At 26.3% G+C, this 20,827-nt stretch carries 20 protein-coding genes and 1 riboswitch; of the genes, 12 read left to right on the top strand and 8 right to left on the bottom strand.

Features of this window, described 5'->3' with window-relative positions; translation table 4 throughout:
• Positions 1–5: 5 nt before the first annotated feature.
• The 4 genes from MCORR_RS02675 to MCORR_RS02690 form a co-directional block, all read right to left on the bottom strand.
• Complete coding sequence (locus MCORR_RS02675) at positions 6–917, bottom strand: ABC transporter permease (RefSeq protein WP_104208050.1); 912 nt, start codon at positions 915–917, stop codon at positions 6–8.
• Complete coding sequence (locus tag MCORR_RS02680; protein ID WP_104208051.1) at positions 898–2,643, bottom strand: ABC transporter permease; 1,746 nt, start codon at positions 2,641–2,643, stop codon at positions 898–900. The genes MCORR_RS02675 and MCORR_RS02680 overlap by 20 nt, the downstream gene beginning before the upstream one ends.
• Complete coding sequence (locus tag MCORR_RS02685) at positions 2,636–4,165, bottom strand: ABC transporter ATP-binding protein (protein ID WP_245851778.1); 1,530 nt, start codon at positions 4,163–4,165, stop codon at positions 2,636–2,638. The genes MCORR_RS02680 and MCORR_RS02685 overlap by 8 nt, the downstream gene beginning before the upstream one ends.
• A gap of 107 nt (positions 4,166–4,272) precedes the next feature.
• The gene (locus tag MCORR_RS02690; RefSeq protein ID WP_104208053.1) at positions 4,273–5,874 is read right to left on the bottom strand and encodes a hypothetical protein; all 1,602 of its coding nucleotides are present in this window, start codon (positions 5,872–5,874) and stop codon (positions 4,273–4,275) included.
• 81 nt (positions 5,875–5,955) lie between these two features.
• Positions 5,956–6,016: riboswitch (nucleoside riboswitch) on the bottom strand.
• A gap of 165 nt (positions 6,017–6,181) precedes the next feature.
• Here MCORR_RS02690 and MCORR_RS02695 point away from each other — a divergent pair.
• The 3 genes from MCORR_RS02695 to MCORR_RS02705 all read left to right on the top strand — a co-directional run bounded on the left by MCORR_RS02695 (position 6,182) and on the right by MCORR_RS02705 (position 7,249).
• Positions 6,182–6,595 carry a hypothetical protein gene (locus tag MCORR_RS02695; RefSeq protein WP_104208054.1) on the top strand — a complete coding sequence of 138 codons (414 nt, stop codon included), beginning with the start codon at positions 6,182–6,184 and terminating at the stop codon, positions 6,593–6,595.
• An 86-nt stretch (positions 6,596–6,681) separates the two neighbouring features.
• The gene (locus tag MCORR_RS03725; protein ID WP_146063414.1) at positions 6,682–6,843 is read left to right on the top strand and encodes a phosphoglycerate mutase family protein; all 162 of its coding nucleotides are present in this window, start codon (positions 6,682–6,684) and stop codon (positions 6,841–6,843) included.
• 34 nt (positions 6,844–6,877) lie between these two features.
• Complete coding sequence (locus MCORR_RS02705) at positions 6,878–7,249, top strand: histidine phosphatase family protein (protein WP_181021218.1); 372 nt, start codon at positions 6,878–6,880, stop codon at positions 7,247–7,249.
• Here MCORR_RS02705 and MCORR_RS02710 read toward each other — a convergent pair.
• Together MCORR_RS02710 and MCORR_RS02715 are read right to left on the bottom strand one after the other, a co-directional pair.
• Complete coding sequence (locus MCORR_RS02710) at positions 7,242–7,952, bottom strand: MBL fold metallo-hydrolase (RefSeq protein WP_104208056.1); 711 nt, start codon at positions 7,950–7,952, stop codon at positions 7,242–7,244. The genes MCORR_RS02705 and MCORR_RS02710 overlap by 8 nt on opposite strands.
• A gap of 27 nt (positions 7,953–7,979) precedes the next feature.
• Positions 7,980–9,356: an APC family permease gene (locus MCORR_RS02715; protein WP_104208057.1), complete on the bottom strand. Its 1,377-nt coding sequence runs from the start codon at positions 9,354–9,356 to the stop codon at positions 7,980–7,982.
• 126 nt (positions 9,357–9,482) lie between these two features.
• Between MCORR_RS02715 and MCORR_RS02720 the strand changes: the two genes are divergently transcribed.
• The 6 genes from MCORR_RS02720 to MCORR_RS02745 all read left to right on the top strand — a co-directional run bounded on the left by MCORR_RS02720 (position 9,483) and on the right by MCORR_RS02745 (position 13,608).
• Positions 9,483–10,172: a PD-(D/E)XK nuclease family protein gene (locus MCORR_RS02720; RefSeq protein WP_104208058.1), complete on the top strand. Its 690-nt coding sequence runs from the start codon at positions 9,483–9,485 to the stop codon at positions 10,170–10,172.
• A 140-nt stretch (positions 10,173–10,312) separates the two neighbouring features.
• Positions 10,313–10,612: a 50S ribosomal protein L21 gene (rplU, locus tag MCORR_RS02725; protein ID WP_104205591.1), complete on the top strand. Its 300-nt coding sequence runs from the start codon at positions 10,313–10,315 to the stop codon at positions 10,610–10,612.
• Positions 10,613–10,620: 8 nt separating this feature from the next.
• Positions 10,621–10,935 carry a ribosomal-processing cysteine protease Prp gene (locus MCORR_RS02730; RefSeq protein WP_104205592.1) on the top strand — a complete coding sequence of 105 codons (315 nt, stop codon included), beginning with the start codon at positions 10,621–10,623 and terminating at the stop codon, positions 10,933–10,935.
• A 1-nt stretch (position 10,936) separates the two neighbouring features.
• The gene (rpmA, locus tag MCORR_RS02735) at positions 10,937–11,224 is read left to right on the top strand and encodes a 50S ribosomal protein L27 (protein ID WP_104205593.1); all 288 of its coding nucleotides are present in this window, start codon (positions 10,937–10,939) and stop codon (positions 11,222–11,224) included.
• Between the two features lie 86 nt (positions 11,225–11,310).
• Positions 11,311–12,243 carry a J domain-containing protein gene (locus MCORR_RS03955; RefSeq protein WP_281254021.1) on the top strand — a complete coding sequence of 311 codons (933 nt, stop codon included), beginning with the start codon at positions 11,311–11,313 and terminating at the stop codon, positions 12,241–12,243.
• A 12-nt stretch (positions 12,244–12,255) separates the two neighbouring features.
• A complete protein-coding gene (locus tag MCORR_RS02745) occupies positions 12,256–13,608 on the top strand; it encodes a Sapep family Mn(2+)-dependent dipeptidase (protein ID WP_104208059.1) in 1,353 nt (450 codons plus the stop codon).
• A gap of 298 nt (positions 13,609–13,906) precedes the next feature.
• Here the strand turns inward: MCORR_RS02745 and MCORR_RS02750 are convergent, their stop codons facing one another.
• Positions 13,907–14,497, bottom strand: coding sequence for a hypothetical protein (locus MCORR_RS02750; RefSeq protein ID WP_104208060.1), 591 nt, complete (start codon positions 14,495–14,497; stop codon positions 13,907–13,909).
• Positions 14,498–14,535: 38 nt separating this feature from the next.
• Positions 14,536–16,095: a hypothetical protein gene (locus tag MCORR_RS02755; RefSeq protein WP_104208061.1), complete on the bottom strand. Its 1,560-nt coding sequence runs from the start codon at positions 16,093–16,095 to the stop codon at positions 14,536–14,538.
• Between the two features lie 651 nt (positions 16,096–16,746).
• Between MCORR_RS02755 and MCORR_RS02760 the strand changes: the two genes are divergently transcribed.
• The 3 genes from MCORR_RS02760 (at position 16,747) to MCORR_RS02770 (ending at position 20,786) form a co-directional block, all read left to right on the top strand.
• Positions 16,747–17,601: a DUF3800 domain-containing protein gene (locus MCORR_RS02760; protein ID WP_104208062.1), complete on the top strand. Its 855-nt coding sequence runs from the start codon at positions 16,747–16,749 to the stop codon at positions 17,599–17,601.
• A 490-nt stretch (positions 17,602–18,091) separates the two neighbouring features.
• Complete coding sequence (locus MCORR_RS02765; RefSeq protein ID WP_104208063.1) at positions 18,092–19,615, top strand: DEAD/DEAH box helicase; 1,524 nt, start codon at positions 18,092–18,094, stop codon at positions 19,613–19,615.
• A gap of 61 nt (positions 19,616–19,676) precedes the next feature.
• Positions 19,677–20,786, top strand: coding sequence for a DEAD/DEAH box helicase (locus tag MCORR_RS02770; protein ID WP_104208064.1), 1,110 nt, complete (start codon positions 19,677–19,679; stop codon positions 20,784–20,786).
• Positions 20,787–20,827 lie beyond the last annotated feature (41 nt).

Raw genomic sequence — 20,827 nt, forward strand, 5'->3', positions numbered from 1 at the left:
TTTTTTTATCTTAAAGTTTTATCAAAAGGTATTCCAGCTTCTTTTGGCGCTATTGATCATTTTGATGCAATTACCATTACAACTAGTGACATCAAGAATGGGAGCAATGGAGCTAGACCAAACGTAAAGTTTGGAATATTAATCATTTTCCCTATTGTAAAGAAAATGGAAAACACAAATGATACAAATACAATTAGTAATACTTTTCACTGTCCAATAACCATAATTGCTAATGAAATAAATCCAATTCCATTTACATCAGGAACAGCAAATTGTACTTTTATGTTAATTGTGTAAATAATTCCAGCTAAACCAGCTAAGCATGAAGAAACAGAAATTGCTATAAAGCGATATTTATTAACACTAACCCCAGCAGTATCTAAAGCATTAGGGTTTTCCCCAGCAGCAATATGTCTTGTTCCAGTTTTTGTAAATTTGAAATATCCAAATAACCCTGTTATGAAAATTAATGTAATAATAAAATAAATGCTTACAGCTGGGGTTTCTTGTAAAATAGGACTTATTGTTCCTTGTATATTACCTGAACTACCAAGATTTTCAACCCCAACTAAGAAAAAACCAATTCCTTGCGCTAATAAGTTAATTACTGTTCCTGAAACTATTTGATCAGTTTTTAATTTTAAAACAATAAAAGAATGTAGCAATGAGAATAAAAATGTTCCTAACATAGCTAGTATTATACTAGCTATAAATATAATTATTCAATAACTATCATAATCAACATTTATTATTGCTAAAGCTTTAGGTAGTAATGCATATATCATACAACCTATAATCATAAAACCCTCAATACCTAAATTAATAACTCCTGAGCGTTCACAAATCATTGCAGCTAGAGATGCTAAAGAAAAAATAACAAAGAAAGATAATGCATATCTAATTAACGCTTCTGACATACTTACCTCCTATAGCCAAATACCTATTGTATTTGATAACTTTTTCTTGTTGACGACTTAATTTAACTTTTATTACTTTATTAAAAGTTAATTTTTCATTTAAATTAATTGTTGAATAAAATCAATCAAATTTTTCCTTTTGTAAAAGTTTTTTATTATCCTTGTTAATTTTAAAATTACTTTTTTTAAATAACATTTTTATTTCTCTATCATAACTATTTAGCTGCAGTTTAAATTTTTTAAACATATCTTTTTTTTCTATACCATATTGTTCTAATAAATCTTTAACTGTTTGCTTATAATTATTATCAATATCAAGCAGTGAAATTTCATCTAATAGCTTATATGTTTTTTCAACATATATACTTTGTTGAGCATCTTTAATACTAATTTTGATGTTTTTACTAAACTTTTTATATTGACTATTTTTAAAATCTTTTTTAGAGGTATTAAGATCGATTAAAATCTTTTTTAAATTATCTAGTTCAATTTTTAGATTTTCATTAGCATTTACATTTAATTTAGTTTTAAGTAATTTAATTTGCTTTTTAACTTTCATACTTTCAGTTTTAATATGCTTGTTATTTAATTTTACTGCAGGATTCATAAGTTTCATTTTAGTCTTGTAATATAAATCTTTTAAATCAATTCTTGCAAAGACAACATATAAAGCAGAAATGTACATAATAATTCCAAAAACTAAACCCGAAGTTGCTTCTGGAACTGTATTAAAAGCCCCACCATCAATTAAAAGTTTCATTCCAACTTTTTGAAATGATCAAATAGTTGCTATAGGTACCATTGCTAAAAAATTATTAAAAGCAATTAGAGCAATCGGTAATCCATCAAAACCTATTGTGGGAAAGTCTGTGTCTTTTCATCCCATTTGGAATTTAATTCCAAATATATACATAAAAGCTCCACAAGATATTAGTAAACCTTGAATACCTGTTACAAAAAGTAAATATTTTTTTACATTTATTCCTGAATAAATAGCAGCATCACTTTGTAGTCCCATCACTTTGTATTTGTATCCAATGGTTGTTTTGTTGTAAACAAAAGTAACACCAATAACACAAATAGCAGTCAAAACAAGCCCAAAAACTCAAATATATTCGCCAAAAGGTTTTAGCAATTCTGGTGATGAAGTAGAAATATCACCAATAACAAAAAATTTATTAACATATAATTCAAAAGAATATCAAATAATTCAATTTAACACAATTGAAGAAGCAACTTCATGAATATTTAAATATATTTTTAAAAAACCAATTAAACAAGATAAAGCAGCGCCTGTTAATATAAAAATAAAAAATATTGGAAATCCATAGGTTGCTGAAATATCTTTGATACCATCGTTTGAACCAGCAATCTTATACAAAATAGTATAAGCTACTATTAAACCTAAGATTGCTTGCCCAGTTCCACTAATATTAAAAAGTTTAATTTTAAAACCTAACCCCATTCCTAATCCAAGCAAAGTAAAAGTTGATATTCAAATAAGTGTTTCTTTTAAATTATCCATATATTTAAATGGAGCAATGAAACTAGAAAGTACAAATTCAAATCCATTTGAACCAACTGCAAAAACAAATAAACTTGACAAGAATAAACCAATTAAGATTGCCAAAGTCGTTACTTTTGTTTTGCTGACTTTTTCTTTAAAAATAGATGACTTAAAATACATTTTTTGTTTTATTGCAAAAACATTTAATTTATTATTCATGATCTGCCCCCAAAGATGAAACCATCATTTTACCTAATTTTTCTCTTGTTATTTGATCACCTACTAGTTCACCAATTACACTACCGGCATTTAAAACCAACACTCTATCAGATAATTGTATAATTTCGCTTAATTCATAAGAAATAAGAATTATTGCTTTATTTTCAGTTTTTGCTTTTAAAATTTGTGTATGTATAAATTCGATTGAACCAATATCTAGACCTCTTGTTGGTTGAAAAATAACTATAAAATCACTTTGCCTTGATAGTTCTCTTCCAACAATAAGTTTTTGCTGATTTCCACCACTTAAAGATCTAGCTATAGCAAACCCAGAACTTGCATTTCTAACATCAAACTCTTTAATAATTTTTTGTGTTTCTTTTTGAATTGCCAATCTGTTAATTATTCCATTTTTAGAATACTTTGTATCATCAATATTTTGTAAAGCTATATTGTCAATTAAATTGGTATCTAAAACTAAGCCAAACTTTTGTCTATCTTCGGGAATAAAACACATTTTATGATCTTTATATCTTTTTTTAATACTTAAATGTGTGATATCTTTATTATTAATATGAATTGTGCCACTTTCAATTTTTTTCATACCAGTTAAGGCTTCTGCTATTTCTGATTGGCCATTACCTTCAACACCAGCAATGCCTACAATTTCACCAGCTCTAACATTTAAAGAAAAGTTTTTTAGTCCTAAAATCTTATGATGTTTTCTAACATTAATATTTTTAATTTGAATAACTTCATTATGATCAATAACTTTTCTATCATTTTTAACTTCAACTAAGTCTCTTCCAACCATTGCCATCGACAGAGTTTCTATATTAGTTTTTTTGACATCATAAGTTCCTTTAAATTCACCTAATCTTAAAATTGAAGCTCTATCAGCAACTTTTTGAATTTCAGCCATTTTATGAGTAATTATTATAATTGTTTTGCCATCTTTTTTTAAATCCAAAATGACTTTTAGTAAACCATCTATTTCAATTGGCGTTAGTACAGCTGTAGGCTCATCAAAAACCATTATGTCTGCTTTTCTGTATAAAACTTTTAGTATTTCTACTCTTTGCTTCATACCAACTGAGATATCTTTAACTTTTGCTAAAAGATCAACGTGTAAATTATACTTGTTCATAATTGTTGTTAAGTCATTTACTATTGTTTTCTTTCTTATAAATTGTTTTAAACCAACATCTTCAGCACCTAAGGCTATATTTTTTCAAACAGGAAAAATATCAATTAATTTAAAGTGCTGATGAACCATGCCAATACCTAATTTAGTTGCTTGTATAGGTGAATAAATATATTCTTCTTTACCATTTATAATTATCTTTCCTTTTGTTGGTTGGTAAATACCAAATAAAATAGACATTAATGTTGATTTACCTGCTCCGTTTTCACCCATCAAAGCATGAATTTCACCCTTTTTAACAGATAAACTAATATCTTTGTTAGCAACAATTTTTTTGTTAAAAATCATTGATATATTTTTCATTTCAATTGCATTCATAAGCATTTCACCTTTCAAAGATACTTAATATTATTTAGATGTAAATAATATTTAGTTTAATAGTTATTTTTAAAAAAATAGAACCAAGGTCCTATTAAAAAAATGTTTTAATTAATATTATTACCAGATGCAGGAGATTTAATAGTAAAAGTAATAACCAAAGGAGAATCAAGTTTATTATAAACTGTAGAACCATCTTTAATATTTACTTTAGCTTCATTATCTTTAATTTCAGAAATAATTAATTCATTTTTAGAAACTGTGCTATTCTTATTAAAAATAGCATTAAGAATAGTTGCTTCTTCTTTATCATTTAGTTCACCTAAGTTTAATTCATCTAAATCATCTGATAAATTTTTCATTTGTTTACCAGTAACAATTTTATTTGCATATGCATCAATAGAAACTTTACTAATAATTGAATATTTATTATAAAATTCAGCATTTTGACTATCGATGTAAGTAAATAAATCTTTTGAAGCCTCAGTTAAAACTTTTGGTGTATAAATTTCCTTAATAGCATTTTTAGTTTCATTACTTAAAGCATTTTTACCACCAGATGACATGTCACCATTTGCTCATAATACTGAGTTAGTTCAATCTTTGTTTTCAGCAAGATCAACGTCTTTGAATTCTCCGTCTTTGCTATCTTGTCTAGTTAAACTCAATCCTGATTCTTTTACAATTTTTGCAGTTTTAGTTAAAACTGTCTCTTCTCCTAAATTAACATCTTTTCACTCTGGAGTATGAGCTAAAGAAATTAAAGTTGATGATTCAATAGCTTTTTCAGCTGAAGTTATAAAATTACCTTTTTCAAATGCTAGAGATTGATCAGTATCAACTCCAACAATTTTGAAATTTTTACCAGTAACACTAATAGCATCTGCTGTTTGAGGTCCTGCCACTGGCATAACAACAGTTGCATCTAATTTAGATAAAAGCGGGACAGCTTCACCAACAACAAATGAATTTGAGAATCAATCTGTATCATTTTTTTTCATTGTAGCTTCAGGACTAATCTTTTGAGTAGTTTTAACTGTTATATCTCTTTTAGCTCATGTTGATGCTTTTTGTTCATCTATTGATGCAAATAGTTTTGTTTTATCTTCAACACTTGTTTGATTTCAAACTTTAATAGCAGACATATAACCAACGATAAAGTTATCCACTGATTTAGGGTTTGAGTTTCCACCAAATGCTCCTAATTTAACTTCTTTAGCATCATCTTTACCTAATTCAGTAACGATTGCAGCCATTCCTGCGTAAAACCCTGATACATCTCCTCTATATGAAATGTTAATTTGATTTTCTATTTGATCAGCAGCGTCAATTAAGATTGTTGAACCTTTACCCTTCATTAAACCAGCGGCACTATTATTCCCGTTATCTGGAACTGCATGATAAAAACCGGGTAGTATTAAAGTTTTAGGTTTATTTCTAATAGCATTATTATAAGCTTTTGTAAGAGTTGCTGTTTCTGAATCTTTAACTCTGACATAAGAAATATTTTTCTTTCTACCTAGAACTTCTTGCAAGAAGTTGTTGCCAGCATTAAAAGCAGATTCATTAAAACTTTTATCTCTGATTTCCCCACTATTTCCTTGTACTAAATAAATATCTGTGTCATTTTTTGAAACACACGCTAATACACTTGTTGCACTAGTGCCAACAACTGAAACTGACATTAAAGATAATAATAATTTTTTCATGTTGAATTTTCCTCTTTCTTAGTTTAATATCAAACTCAATAAAAATTATATTTTCACCATCACATTTAATATCATTATTCTTCTTACAGTCTTAGATAGGTCTAAGGCAGGACAGCAACCCAATATGTTGCTATGTGTAAGTTAGATACAATATTATTAAGTTCACAAATATTATACATATATGTAAAATGCTTGTGGAAAAAAAGCATATTAATAAGGCAAAAAAGGCATTTTTTCATTATCTTTTGTTAGCAACATTATACAAAAACTCCGTTATTTAAAAATTTCACATTAAATACTTTTTGAAATGAAAGGAGGTGATATAATTAAAAAAATTGACACTAAAAAAGCAAAAGAAATAATTGGTGGTGCTAGTGCTAGTGGTGCTTTGCTAAATGGGGTTGCAGCAATTATTGGAAAAGCGGCTGATTTTTTGTTAGATATTGCAGCTTTGCCATTAGTTTATATAGAATCATCAAAAAATCACGACAAAGCCAAATTTAAGCTAGGATCTACTTCAATTGAATTTGATGATACAGCATCTGTTAAGAATCAACCAAAGCTGTCTCATCATGATAGTGATTTTGTGCAAGTTCAAACCTTAAAAAGTATCAGTAATGATTATAATGAACATAATCAATATATTCTGATGAGCAATGAACAAGAAGAATATACGATATTAAATCCTGAAGTAGAAGAAACTATTAATTACTTTGGATAGCTTAAAGTATAAACCCCAACAATCATTGTTGGGGTTTATACTCTATAATTTTAGTAAGAGGTAATTATGAAAAAAACATTTATTTAATGCGACATGGTGAGACTTTATTTAATGTTAAAAAAATTAAGCAAGGTTTTTGTGATTCCCCATTAACTGAAAACGGAATAGAGCAAGCTATTAATGCTGGTAAATGATTTAATAAAAATAATATATTATTTGGTAGTGGTTATACTTCAGAAATTAAATAGAACAAAAAATACAATAAAATATGTTGCACCGAATTTGGGGTTTAAAAGCTTTGTTGAATTAAATGAATGAAACTTTGGATCAGCTGAAAGTGTTCCAGCAATCAAACATGAACATATTAAATTTCCTTTTGGTAATTATTTTGTTGAATTAGGTGGAGAAAACCAACAGCAAGTAAGATCAAGAACAAAATTTATAATGAATAAAATAGCTGAAGAGGATTTTAACGAAAATATATTGGTTGTATCACATGGTAGAATTTTAAGAGAATTTTCTGGCTTACATTTATTAAACAGTAAAGTTGAAAGACCTAAAAATATGTTCAACTGCATAGTTTTTAAATTTGAATATGAAACGACTAATAAAACTTGAAAATTTGTAGAAATTATTAAAACAGACACTAATTAAAGTGTCTGTTTATTTTCTTATTATAAACGTGATTTTTATTATTTAAAACATCATTTGTTTTAAAACCTTGTTTTCAATGACCAGGGTAGATTAAATGTTTAGAATAGTCTTTAACAATAGAATCAATTGAAGCATAAAATCTATCATCATCACAAGTTTGATCAATTAATGATTTTAAGGCACTACTTTGTAAATTATGAAACATAGCTTTATGAAACCCAACTTTGTCAATAAATAAAGTATCCCCAACAAATAAATATTTATTATCAAGTTCATAAAAAGTTGTTCCTGGTGTATGACCACCTTTATGAATGGTATTAATTTGAAAACCGTTAATATTTAACTTAACATCATTTTTAAAAATCTCAAATTTTATTTCTGGGTTATCAAAATCAACTACTTGCCCATTTTGACTTCCATTCACTGTTTTGTCTAATAAATAAGGATAATCAAACTTATGTATATGTATTGCACACCCAGTTAATAAAGCTAACTTATCTAATCCAATGGTGTGGTCGTGATGAAAATGAGTGATAAAAATATCTGTTAAAATAATTTTATATCGTTTTAGATATTTAAAAATACTTTCACATCTATAAGCACCATCAATTAAAATAGCTTTATTTAGTTGTTTATTAATTATCAAATATGCATTAACATTATTTATTTTTAAATTTTTGAAAGTTTTTATAATTTTGATCATTAATAAACCTTTTCTAGTTAATAGTGACTATTTAATTTTTAAATTATTAAATTTAAAAATTCCGAATAAATAAACTAAAAAAGCAATAAATATCATTAATATGGGTTTTCATAGAACTGCAAAAGCACTTTTCCCACTAGCTTGTGGGAATATAACCATTAAATAAATTGAACCAATTAAAGTCAATACACATGTCACTAAACTTAATATCATCAAAATTCAAAATGTTTTATTATCATATATTCTTTTATAGTTAGGATCAGTTAATCTTAATTTAATGATTGAAGCATTTAACAATAATTTTAAAGCACTTGTTGCTAAAGCAAAAGATGAAATGATTTCAGCAATAGAACTAAATAGTATGTAAAAACATGCCACTAATCCCAATAAGATAATTGCCATATAAGGTTGATTAGTTTTATTATACACTTTGCCAAATATTGAGTGCATGTCACCAGTTTCTGAAAGTTTATGAATTAATCTTGATTGAAAAAATAATAAAGAGTTAACTGAACCAATAAATAAAAATATTGCAAAAATATTAAAAGTTAAGACAGCTCATTTATATTGAGCAAAAATAGCTGAAGTCCCTTGTCCTTCGCTTACAACTTTTGAACTTTCTGCTAAAGATAATAAAGCAATTCCATAGGTTACATATATAACTAAAACTATTAAAATCGCACTAATCATAACTCATGGTACTGTTTTTTTTGGATTTTCAATTTCCTCTGTAATATAAGTTGGGAATTCATGCCCTGAATATGCAAAACCAGTATATGTTATTGCAGGAATTAACATCGCTGAAGAAACATAAGCACTACCTAAATTTTTATTCATTTCATTGTTAGATAATAACCCATCACTTGAACCATATATAATTGCTAATGTAAAAACTAATAATATTGGTAATGTTTTAACAAATAAGAAAAACATTTGAGTATATTTATTACTGTTTTTAATCATAATTTGAATTGCTGCTAAACTGACAAGAATTATGATAGCTAATGCTTTTTGTAAAGTTTGAGCACCAATTGTTTTATCATCTATTTCAACAATCATTGTAATCATAGAACTCATAGCAGAACAACAACTAGCAAGTGAAGTTGCTGATACAAATAAAATTAATACTCATCCAAATCAAAATGCAAGTATTCTTCAATTGCACTTTCTAATTCAACTATATCCATTACCACTTTCTTGATAACCAATTGAAGGTTCTATTACAACAAAAGCATCTGGTAAAACAATTAATGCTCCAAAAACTCAAGCTAATATCATCAATAACGGATTATTTCCAGCTAAAGTAAAAACCATATTAAAAGAAATTATTATACTTGAGCCAACAACAGCTGCTAATGTTGATACAAGTACTGTTCAAAAACCATATTTTTTATTTAATTTCATTTTTTCTCACTTTCTTGTATTAAATGTTTAAACACCAATAAATTTTATAATAAAAATATTTTTATATGTTAAATCTTTTTAATTAAAATCTTAAAGTATAATAAATATAAATTAAAGGTGGTATTTATGGAAAAAATAGAAAATATATTAAGACAAGAAATATTTATTGATGAAGAATCACATAAGTATTATTTAAAAGGTGTTGAAATCAACAGACCAAGTGTTTCAACTATTATGCAATATTTACCACAATATGTTTTTGATGATTCATTTGCTGAAACACAAGAAGGTAAAGAAATTTTGGTAAATGCAATAACTAGAGGTTTGCATTTACACAAAATAGCAGAAGTTTGATTAAAAGATCGCCAAGAAAGAACTTGTTGCAATCTTTATGGTCATTTGGAAATGAAAAGATGATTATTAAAAATACTACAAAAGATTACTAATGACTATAATGAAGAAGATGGATGAGAAATCATAAGTGAACTATCAATGGTGGGCGAACGATATGTTGGAACTCTTGACATTCTACTTATCAATAATAAAAGAAAGCAGTATTTAATTGGTGATATAAAAACAACAAGACACCCTGATCTTCAAAAAGAAACTTTACAATTGACCCTTTATAAGCATTTGTTAGAAGAAAGATTTAAACAAATAAACATTAATGACATGAAGTTAAACAATTATTTTGTTATAAATTGCAATAAAATAAACAAAGAAGTATATTTCATGAGTGAAAATATTCAAAAAATTGCTGAGAAACACACATTAGAAATATTTGAAATATTAAATTTAAGAAATAAAAATTTATAAATTACTTGTCACATTGGTAAAAAAAGGTATAATCATATAGTTGAAATCAAGTTTCAACCGCTCTTTTCTAAGTATGTAACTAAGTAGAAGTATTTAATTTCTCACATATGAAGGCGAGTCTAGACTGGAGGATATAGAATATGTTCGCAATTATAAAAACAGGTGGAAAACAAATTAAAGTTGAAGCTGGGGACGAAATCTTTATTGAAAAAGTAAATGGTGAAGTAGATGATCAGATTACTTTTGACGAAATTTTAATGATTGATAGCAAAGTGGGAGCACCGTTACTAAATGGTGCTAAAGTTACTGCTACTATTGTTAAACAAGGTAAAGGTAAAAAGATTCGTGTTGTTAGATACCACCCTAAAAAAAATGTTAATAAGGTTTATGGTCACAGACAACCTTACACTAAAGTTAAAATTGAAAAAATTATTGGTTAATAACTAATATGATAAATATCATTATTAAAAACATTAATAAAAAAATTCAACAATTAAATATTTCAGGCCATGCTAATGCTGGTAAGTTTAATCAAGATTTAGTTTGTGCAGCTGTTACAGGAATTGTAAGTGGTGCTTTAAATGCATTAGATACAAATTTTGAAAAAGATGTGAAGTTACAAGTTTTGGAAAACGAAATAATAATTGAGAATTTAAATTTGAATAATCATGATTTACAAGTCATGTTAGAAATGTTACGAGTTCAATTATTTACTATTTGAACTCAATATAAAAAAAACATACAAATGAAGGAGGTTCACTAATATGCGTTTCTTATTAGGATTACAATTCTTTGCTTCTAAAAAAGGTACTGGGTCAACAAAAAATGGTCGTGACTCTGAATCAAAACGTTTAGGAGCAAAAAAAGCTGATGGTCAGTTTACAACCGCTGGAGCTATTATTTTTAGACAAAGAGGTACTAAAATCCATCCTGGTCAAAATGTTGGACGTGGTGGAGATGACACTTTGTTCGCTTTAATTGAAGGTACTGTTAAATATGAAAAATTTGGCAAAAACCGTAAAAGAGTTAAAGTAGTTCCACTTGCAAACTAATAAAATAATTTAAAAGATTAGTCTTATGATTAATCTTTTTTTATTACTAAAAATGTAAAATTATATTAATTTAGAAAAGGAGCATCATGTTATTTTTTTTAATCATTATCATATCAATCATGATCGCTATCTTTTTGGTTGGAATAGTAGTATTTTTATTTACTAATAATAAAAATAGAGTTACAAACTCACAAGAGCAATTAACCAAGAATATAGAATCGGTTAGACATCAGCGAACAATTTGAATGCGAAAAACTAAACGAACTGTAGTAATTGGAAATTATGAATATAGAGAAGAATTTGCACAATTCCCATATCTGACAGATTTTAATAAAACTAAAAAGTTTTTAATTGATAAAAAAGTTTCATTTAATACTATTGAAACTTTTATAGAGGATATGAGCAAAATACAAGATCAATTTTTTAGTGAATTTAGAATTCAACAAAAAAGACTGCTAACTAATTTTGATAAAACAAATATTGCTGATAATAGTGCTAATAGAGCATTTTTAATGACTTACTATACAAAAAGCTTAGATAATTATTATTTAATAATTAAAAATGGTTTTGTAAAGTTAATTCTTTTAAGAAAAATTGCTTATATATTGGGAACAGCAAATTTTAATGAAAAACCTATTATTGAAAAACTATTGGAACAATTAAAACAAAATACAACAGAACTTATAAACGATTTGCTTATAAGAGCTAAAGAAAAAAGAAAAAATGTTAGTGGTCAAACATTTAATAAGAATAATTTTTATCATCAAAATGGTTGACATGAACAAAAAGCACATAATAAACAACAAAATAATGAATCACATTGAAATGATTTTGATGATGAAAAATGAGCATATGAAACATTAGAGTTAAATACTAAAGCTACATTTGAGGAAGTTAAACAACAATATCGTAAACTAGCAAAACAATACCATCCAGATATTAACAAGAATGAAGAAGCTAAAGATAAAATGGTTGAAATTAATCACGCATATGAATATATTAAAAAAATAAAAAGTTAATAAGGAGATTGTATGAAAATAGACACTAAAGAATTAATCGAACAATATTTTGACCAAGCTGTTGAATCAACTAAAGAACTAATAAAGATACCATCAGTTGAATCAAAACCAGTTGGTGATAAACCATTTGGGTTTGGTGTTCATGATGCATTAGAATATATTGTTAAACTAACTAAAAAATTAGGTTTTAATCCTGTTAAAGATGATACAAATAAATATGCATACTTTGATTTTGGAACTGGTAAAGATATTTTTGCTATTTTATGTCATTTAGATGTTGTACCAGCTGGTGATTTATCCAAATGATTTACAGGACCATTTGATCCCATTATTAAAGATAATAAATTAATAGGACGTGGAAGCTTTGATGATAAAGGCCCAACAATGATGAATGTATATGCTGTTAAATATTTAAAAGATAAAGGATTTAATCCAAGTAAGTATACAATAAGAGTTATCTTTGGACTAAATGAAGAAACTAACTGAAAATGTATGGAAAAATATGTAGCAGATCACGGGTATGCTAAAACTGGGTATGTCCCAGATGGGTTGTTTCCATGTGTATATGCTGAAAAGTGAATATCAACTGTTGAAATTACAAGTAATGTAAAACCTAACTTTGAAATAAAAGCAGGACAAGCTGTTAATATGGTTTGTGATGTTGCTGAATATACTGGTGACAATATGGCATTATTAATAGAAAAATTAAAAGGTGTAAAAAATATTTCAACTCAAGTTGAAAATGGTGTTTTAGTGGTTAAAGGATTACCGGGACATGCTAGTGTTCCATTTGTTGGAGTAAATGCTGCTACATACCTTGCTAACGCTTTATATGAACTTGGAAATGATCATCCTTTAATTAAATTTGTAGCTACACAATGTCATTTAAACTTTAGTATGTCAAAAGTGTTTGGAGACATTAGTGATGAAACTGGTGATTTAACTCAAAATATTGGTTTATTAAATATTAATAATGAAGAAAGCAAAGTAACTATTAACTTTAGAGTACCAGTATTTACTAATCCTGAAAATGATTTATTACCAGTGTTAGATAAAAAACTAAAAGAATATAATTTAGGATTAAATATTCATCCAGTAACTAAAGCTATTTATATACCAAAAGATAGTGAACTAGTTACTACAATGGTTGATATTTATCAGCAAGTAACTGGTGATATGAATGCAAAACCACAATCAATGGGTGGTGGAACTTATGCTAAAACGATGCCAAACATTATTGCTTTTGGTGCTGCTATGGATATTGAAAATGCATCAATGCATGCTTATAATGAATATGTTGCAATTGATCATCTTAAAAAGATGTTAGAAATATATACTAAAGCAATTTATAAATTGACTAAGTAAAAAAAACAATAGTTTAAATTTAAACTAAAAAATAAAACCCACATTTCTTTTTTAAGAAGTGTGGGTTTTTTAATTACTTATATTTTTAAAATGCTTTCATTATTTTTAAAAATTAACAGATGATCAAGTGTATATTAATCTTTTTAATCATTAAATTATTTTTTAAGTCTTGTTTATAAATTTGTATATAAAATAAGTTTATTAGACAAATATAATAAATAGCCCAACATTAAAGCACTTTGAGCATATACTTTTAAAAAATAAATCTGCAATTAGATTATTCTAAAATGTTTCTAATTTATTTATTAGAACCTGTTTGATTGTTTTCAGAATTTTTTATAATTAACAAAATCTTTTTATCATTTAAACGTATTTTTCAACAAAAAATTAATTTGATCAATAACAACACAAATGAAGAAAATATAAATCAAAAACACCAGATTCCAATCAAAAACATAGTAAAAAACACATCTTTAAAAAGTGCCTTCCAACCAGTTAAAGGGTCTTCATCTTTTTTATTTCTATCTAAAAAAAATGCTATTGGACCTAAATCATCATTTTTGTCTGCAAAAACTTTATTATATGTCGCTTTTGATAGAAAAAGCGTTGAAAGTAATCGCCAACCATCAACATAATTTTCATTTTTAATTCTTTTTGCTGACCATATTAACATTTGTAATAAGTTTATTTGAAACAACACCAATATACATATTAATACAACGCACACTAATGTTATGGTCAATAATGATTTTGGATAACAAGTACCTAAATATAAAGCAAGAAATATTAATACTATTAATAATATACCAGTTAATAAATGGATTCGAATAAGTGCTTTTCTATATTTTTCAAACTCTAACTTAACGCTCTCTAAATATTCTTTTTGCATTGTGAATTTATCTCCTTTTAATTATTTTTAATAAAAAATTATTCAAATATTTCCCCTAAACTTAAAAACTTATTATTATAGTTTGAATAATTTGTTGGGTAATTAGATAAAACTTCTTTATCTCTTTGGTCTAATAGACCACTAAACTCATTTTGATTAATTCTATAAAATTGAGCTAATTTTCTAGTATCTTTTAAATTTTTATTAATAAACAAAGTCTTTCCTATAGCTTGAGTTTTTTTTGAAAAAGTTGGTGTTAATTCTAAAGTGGTTTTTAACAAGGGATTAGCTGATTTATTTAAATCATAACTATTTTCCATTGGATTATTTACATCACCATAATATGTACCAGTTCAAGTTCCTTTTGTCGCTATTGTAGCTGTAAAAAATGTTAATTTTTTAGCTTGATCAATATTGTGTTCAAATTTTCTTGCTTCAGTATATTTTTTTCATCAAGGTAACAAGTTTTGAAATTTAGCAGTTGAATATGAACTAATTGATTTCAAATTTCAAAGAGGATTTGTTATAGAATCAAAAATAAGTACCGCTCTATCTTTAACGCTTAGTCCGCCTCAAAAAGATTTTCACTTACCAGAAATTCCATTATCAAAACCTTTAATAAAAAAATCATTGTATTTACTTCATATATCCTCTCCGTACTCGTTGATAATAAATTTTTTACTTTTATCTAAAATAGGTTGTAAATTTAAAGAATTTAAGTATTTTTTTATACCTGAATCCACTTCTTTTTTCAAAGGTTTCTTAACAGCTTTTGATATCACTTTTTTAATGAGTGCTTTAACTACTTTTTCTGAAATTGTTAAACCTATTTTGGTCAACCCAGCAGCAACTAAAGGTATTGCTGGTGCTAAAAGACCCCCTGATCCCAAGGTTGCACTAACTGTAAAAGAAATCACAGCGGCAATAATAAATCATATACCAATTAATAAAATATCATCTGTAAAGCTATAAACTTCACTATACCCATTAATTGATTGTGAAAAAACGAAAGGATCAGTTTCATCTTTTACAGATTGCTCAAATTTAGGTCATGCGTAATTAGATAAAAAATGTTTTTCTTTATCTTCAGACATCTCAATTTTTCTAAGATATAATTTGCTAATTTCATTTTTGAAGTTATCGTCATAATTGATTGAATCAATATTTAAATAATCTTTAACAAAACTAACCTCGTTATCAAAATCATATTCACCTGATTCTTTTTCATTTAATTCTGAATTTAAAAATGAATAAATTTCTTTTTCAATATTCTTTTTATCATAAGTATAAACTCTATGAATCCCTAAAGAGTTTCTTAAATCAAATGATTTTATATATTTTTTAGTTATCTCTTTTAAAATTGAAGGGTGCATAACTTTAGATTTTGATAAAATATTTTCCTTATACCCACTTAAATTAAGTTTAGTTTCAATTTCTCTTGAATAAGGTAATTTAATTGAAGTTTTTTCTAATTTATTTTCAATTATTTTTTGTTTTTCTAGCATTATATAAGTATTTGTATTCACAGCAGAAGTACAAATTAAACCAGCAGATGCAATAAAAATTATTGTTGCAATTAATGTTAATGTTTTATTCATCATAACCTCCTGAAAAGAACTTAACGTACTAATTAAAATGTTAGCGTTAATAAGGTTGGTAATTCAAAGCTTGTCAGTCATTATAGCAACTTATTGTTTGACTAAAGTTGCGATAATCTTGACTCCATTTTATTGAACAAAATATTTTTTCTTATAGAATGAAGCCTGTGGCATTGATACAACAATAACCTTTCTTGTTATTATAAATTATATACTTAATTTGTGGTTAAAGGCGGAACAAGATAAGGGATCTACTAGAACTTACAAAATATAGGATATAATCTTATTCAAAAATGTGATCAATTGGGTTGATAACTTTCATGCAGGAATAAAATAGCTGATAAGATTAAACTTTAAAAAAAGCTATAAACTTTTTATTGACTTGATAAAAATAATTTTTTAAATTCAACTGAAATTCAATAAAAAGCAATACCAATTTTTTTACCAAAGCAATATATAAATTGACAAGTGAGTGTTTAGAAACTTTAATTTCTAAAATATAAAATTTTTTACCTTTTTTTAATTTTTAATTGTTAATATATATTTGTAAGACTTAAGGTAATGCAGCAAGCTTAATCGTAATTTTAGTACGAGCACCCTTATGCAGAAAAGGATAGTAATATCCTTTTTTTATTACAGAAAGGTTATTGAATGAAAAAATACATAAGTTTTTATTTAGATGAAAGCGGATCTCCATCTTCAGCCTTTTTTACTGTTGGAGGTTTTTTTGTTTATTCAACAGATTATTCAACTATTAATTCTATAAAACTTAAAATTAAATCCAATATATTAAAAACCGAAAAATCTATTAAGGAATTTAGAAAAGATGTAGAAATTTTCAAAGATCAATTTTTAATTGGGAATGATGATGTCATTCACAAAGAGGTTAAATGATCTAGACTAACCACTGATAATAAAGAATTTTTACTACATAACTTAAAGAATTTTGGACAACAAAATATAAGTATTACTAGTAATTTAAAAAAGTGAATATCAAGAGATGGCAAAAAAGCTAATATTGATCTTGTATACAACATAATGGTTTCATATTTAATTGAAAGAGCTTTAATATCTTTAAGGGTTGGTAATAACGAAGATATTGACATAAAAGTTTTTATAGATCAAAGAAAGTTGACACCTAATATAAAAAATCAAAAAGATTTAAAATTAGAATCATTAGAGGGCTATATATCTACAACTTGGTTTAAAGAACAAAAATTTGTCAATTCAAAAATTAAAATTGTGCAATTGGATTCTTATACTAATCCAACTATCAGATATTCTGATTATTATGCTGGTCTAATCAACTCTATGTGTAGATTTTTAAGTATTAATCATAGTAAAGAATGAGACAATAAAATTGATCAAATGTTTGAAAAAGCTCATAGAAAATTTAAGTGTAAGTGTTTGTCAACAATAAAAAATCAATGTGATGCTATTGAATCACTGGTTACAGAATGTGTTTTAAAACAAATTGAAGATTTTGAATGAAACATCAACAAATAATAATTTACCTTTAAAAATATTACAATTAAAGCGTGCTAGTAATCTAGTTATTAAATCTAGTTATTAAAAGTTGAGTTTTTAACAACGAGTTGAAACAAAACTAAAAGAATATAATTTAGTATTAATTATTCATCCTAAACTAAAGTTATTTACATACCAAAAGATAGTGAAGTAGTTACTACAATGGTTGAAATTTATCACAAGTAACTGGAGATATGAATGCAAAACACAATCAATGGGTGGTAGAACTTATCTAAAACAATGCCAAACATTATTAATAACTGACTTATAAACGAAAATATTAACCTAAACATAATTGAAAATATGTTAGAAAATTAAAAGCATATTATTAAAGTAAAAAACATTTTTAACGCTATTTTATCCAAGATATGTTTTATTATGCACAAACTTCCCAATTATGATATAATTATTTACATTGGCTTGAAGAATCATTTTTATCTTGATAGCCTAAATAGGAAAAGAGACAAAAATGAAATTTAAAGAACTAAATCTGAACAACAGAGTTTTAACTGCGCTTGATAAAAATAACTTTTCAAAAGCAACTGAAATTCAACAAAAAGCAATACCAATGTTTTTAGAAAATAAAAATGTATTTGGTAAATCTTCAACTGGAACTGGTAAAACTGCAGCGTTTGTATTACCAATTTTAAATAATATTAATTGTGATAAAAGAGTTATCCAAGCAATTATCATGGCACCCACTAGAGAATTAGCTATGCAAATAGTTACTCAAATTAGAATATTTGGTGGTGGTATTAATAACTTAACAATTACACCACTAATTGGTGGAACTGAAATGAGAGAGCAAGTTAAAAAAATGAAGCAATCTCAAATTGTTGTAGGAACTCCAGGAAGAGTTAATGATCACATTAATCGAAAAAACTTAAAATTAGAAAATGTAAATACAATTATTTTAGATGAAGCTGATGAAATGTTAAAAATGGGATTCAAAAATGAAATGGATGCTATTTTTGAACAAATCTCACCAGACTCACAAGTAGGTTTATTTTCAGCAACTGTAACCCCAAAAGTGTTATCTTTAGCTAAAAAATATATGAATGAATATGAAATGATTGAAATTGAAAACCAAATAGAGGTAAATAATAATATTACAAATACTTTTATTTTTACTAAAAATGTAGATAAAAAAGAATTACTTAAAAAAGTTTTTGAATTACATAAACCTAAAAAAGCAATTATTTTTTCAAACACTAAAAACTTTACAGATAAAATTGCTGATGTTTTATATGATATTGGATTAAAATCTGTTGTTATTAATGGTGATAAACGCCAATCACAAAGATCAAGATCAATTAATGCATTTAAAAATGGTCAAGTAAATATTCTAGTTGCAACTGATGTTGTTGCCAGAGGAATTGATATTAGTGATGTTGATTATGTTATTAATTATGATATATCAAGAGAGAATGAACACTTTGTTCACCGAATTGGTAGAACGGGAAGAAATAACAAAAAAGGTGATTCTATAACTTTTGTTGATAATATGGGAACTATGCGTCAATTAAAAGATATTCAAAAAGAATTCAATATTGAAGTTAACGAAATTGAAATTAGTGAATATAACATTGAAAGAAAACAACAAACTTCTTTTTCAGATCGCAATTCTAACTCTAGATCAAGAAATGATAGATTATCAAAAAATAGTTCTTCATCAAGAAGTGGCGGTTCTAGAGATAATCGTGGTTCAAGAGATTCTCACAGTGCAACAAGAAGTAATTCTGGTGAAGCAAGAAGTCCATGATCAGGGTCAAACAAAGGTGGCGGTTCTAGAAGCACACGTGGTTCTAGAGATAATAATAATTCTAGAGATTCAAGAAGAACAAGAGATAGTAATTACTCAAGAGGTAGCAGCTCATCAAGAAGTGTTAACTATTCTTCAAGAGACAACAAATCAAGAAATGATAGAAAAACTGATTTTAAAAAAACAGAATGAAATGCATTTAAAAAGAATACTAATGCTGATTGAGATTAAATAATCTCTTTTTTATTGTAAAATTAAAACATAAACAGTTTTTAAGAAAGGGGGTATCAATATGTCATTTGAAAAATTTAAATTAAAAGCAACTTTGCTTTTAGCATTAACTAAAATAAACTTTAAGTTACCAACAGATGTTCAAAATGCATCGATTCCTTTTTTGCTTGAAAATGGAAATGTTTTTATAAAGTCTTCTACAGGAAGTGGTAAAACTGCTGCTTTTTTATTACCTATATTAAATAAAATAAATACTGAGTCTGAAAAAATACAATCATTAATTATGACTCCAACTAGGGAGTTGGCTGTACAAATTTATGATCAATTAAAAATTTTTAGTCAAGAAATGAAAAGTCTTTCAACAGCACTTTTAATTGGTGGAGTTAGTTATAACCCTCAATTAAAACAATTAAAAAATGCACAAATTATTGTTGGAACTCCTGGAAGAGTTACTGACCTATTATCCCAAAATAAGTTTGATTTAAATAATGTAGAAACTTTAGTTTTAGATGAAGTTGATGAAATATTAAAATACGGGTTTAAAAAAGATATTGACATTGTATTTGGCGCAATCCCAAAATATTGCCAAATAGGATTATTTTCAGCTACTAAAAATAAAAGAATTGATGAGCTAATGAAAGAGCAAATAAAAGAATTTAAAATATTAGAATTAAATAATGAACTTAAAGTTAATTCTCAAATTGAAAATAAATATATTTTTGTGAAAAACTTAGATAAGTATAAAACATTAATTCATGTTATAGATCAGTTAGAATCAAGAAAAACAATTATTTTTGTTAATACAAAATTAGAATCATTTAATGTTTATAATTATTTAATTAAAAATAATATAGCAGCAGAAGTTATTAATGGTGATAAAACTCAATTTGCTAGGTTATCAGCTGTAAATAAATTTAAAGCAGGAAAAGTTGGTGTTTTAGTAGCGACTGATGTTGTTGGCAGAGGGTTTGATGTTAAAGATATCGATCTAGTGATTAACTTTGAGTTGTCAGATGATAATGAAGATTTTGTTCATCGTATTGGTAGAACAGGTAGACATGATAATTTTGGTACTAGTGTTACTTTTATAAAGAATGCAACAGCACTATATAAACTAACTGAAATAACTAAAGAATTCAATATTATAGTTAAAGAACACTTTTTAGCATAAAAAGTGCTTTTTTTTTTTTTTTTGGCATTTATAATAAATTT

Source organism: Mesoplasma corruscae (genome assembly GCF_002930145.1).
GTDB classification, from domain to species: domain Bacteria; phylum Bacillota_I; class Bacilli_A; order Mycoplasmatales; family Mycoplasmataceae; genus Entomoplasma; species Entomoplasma ellychniae.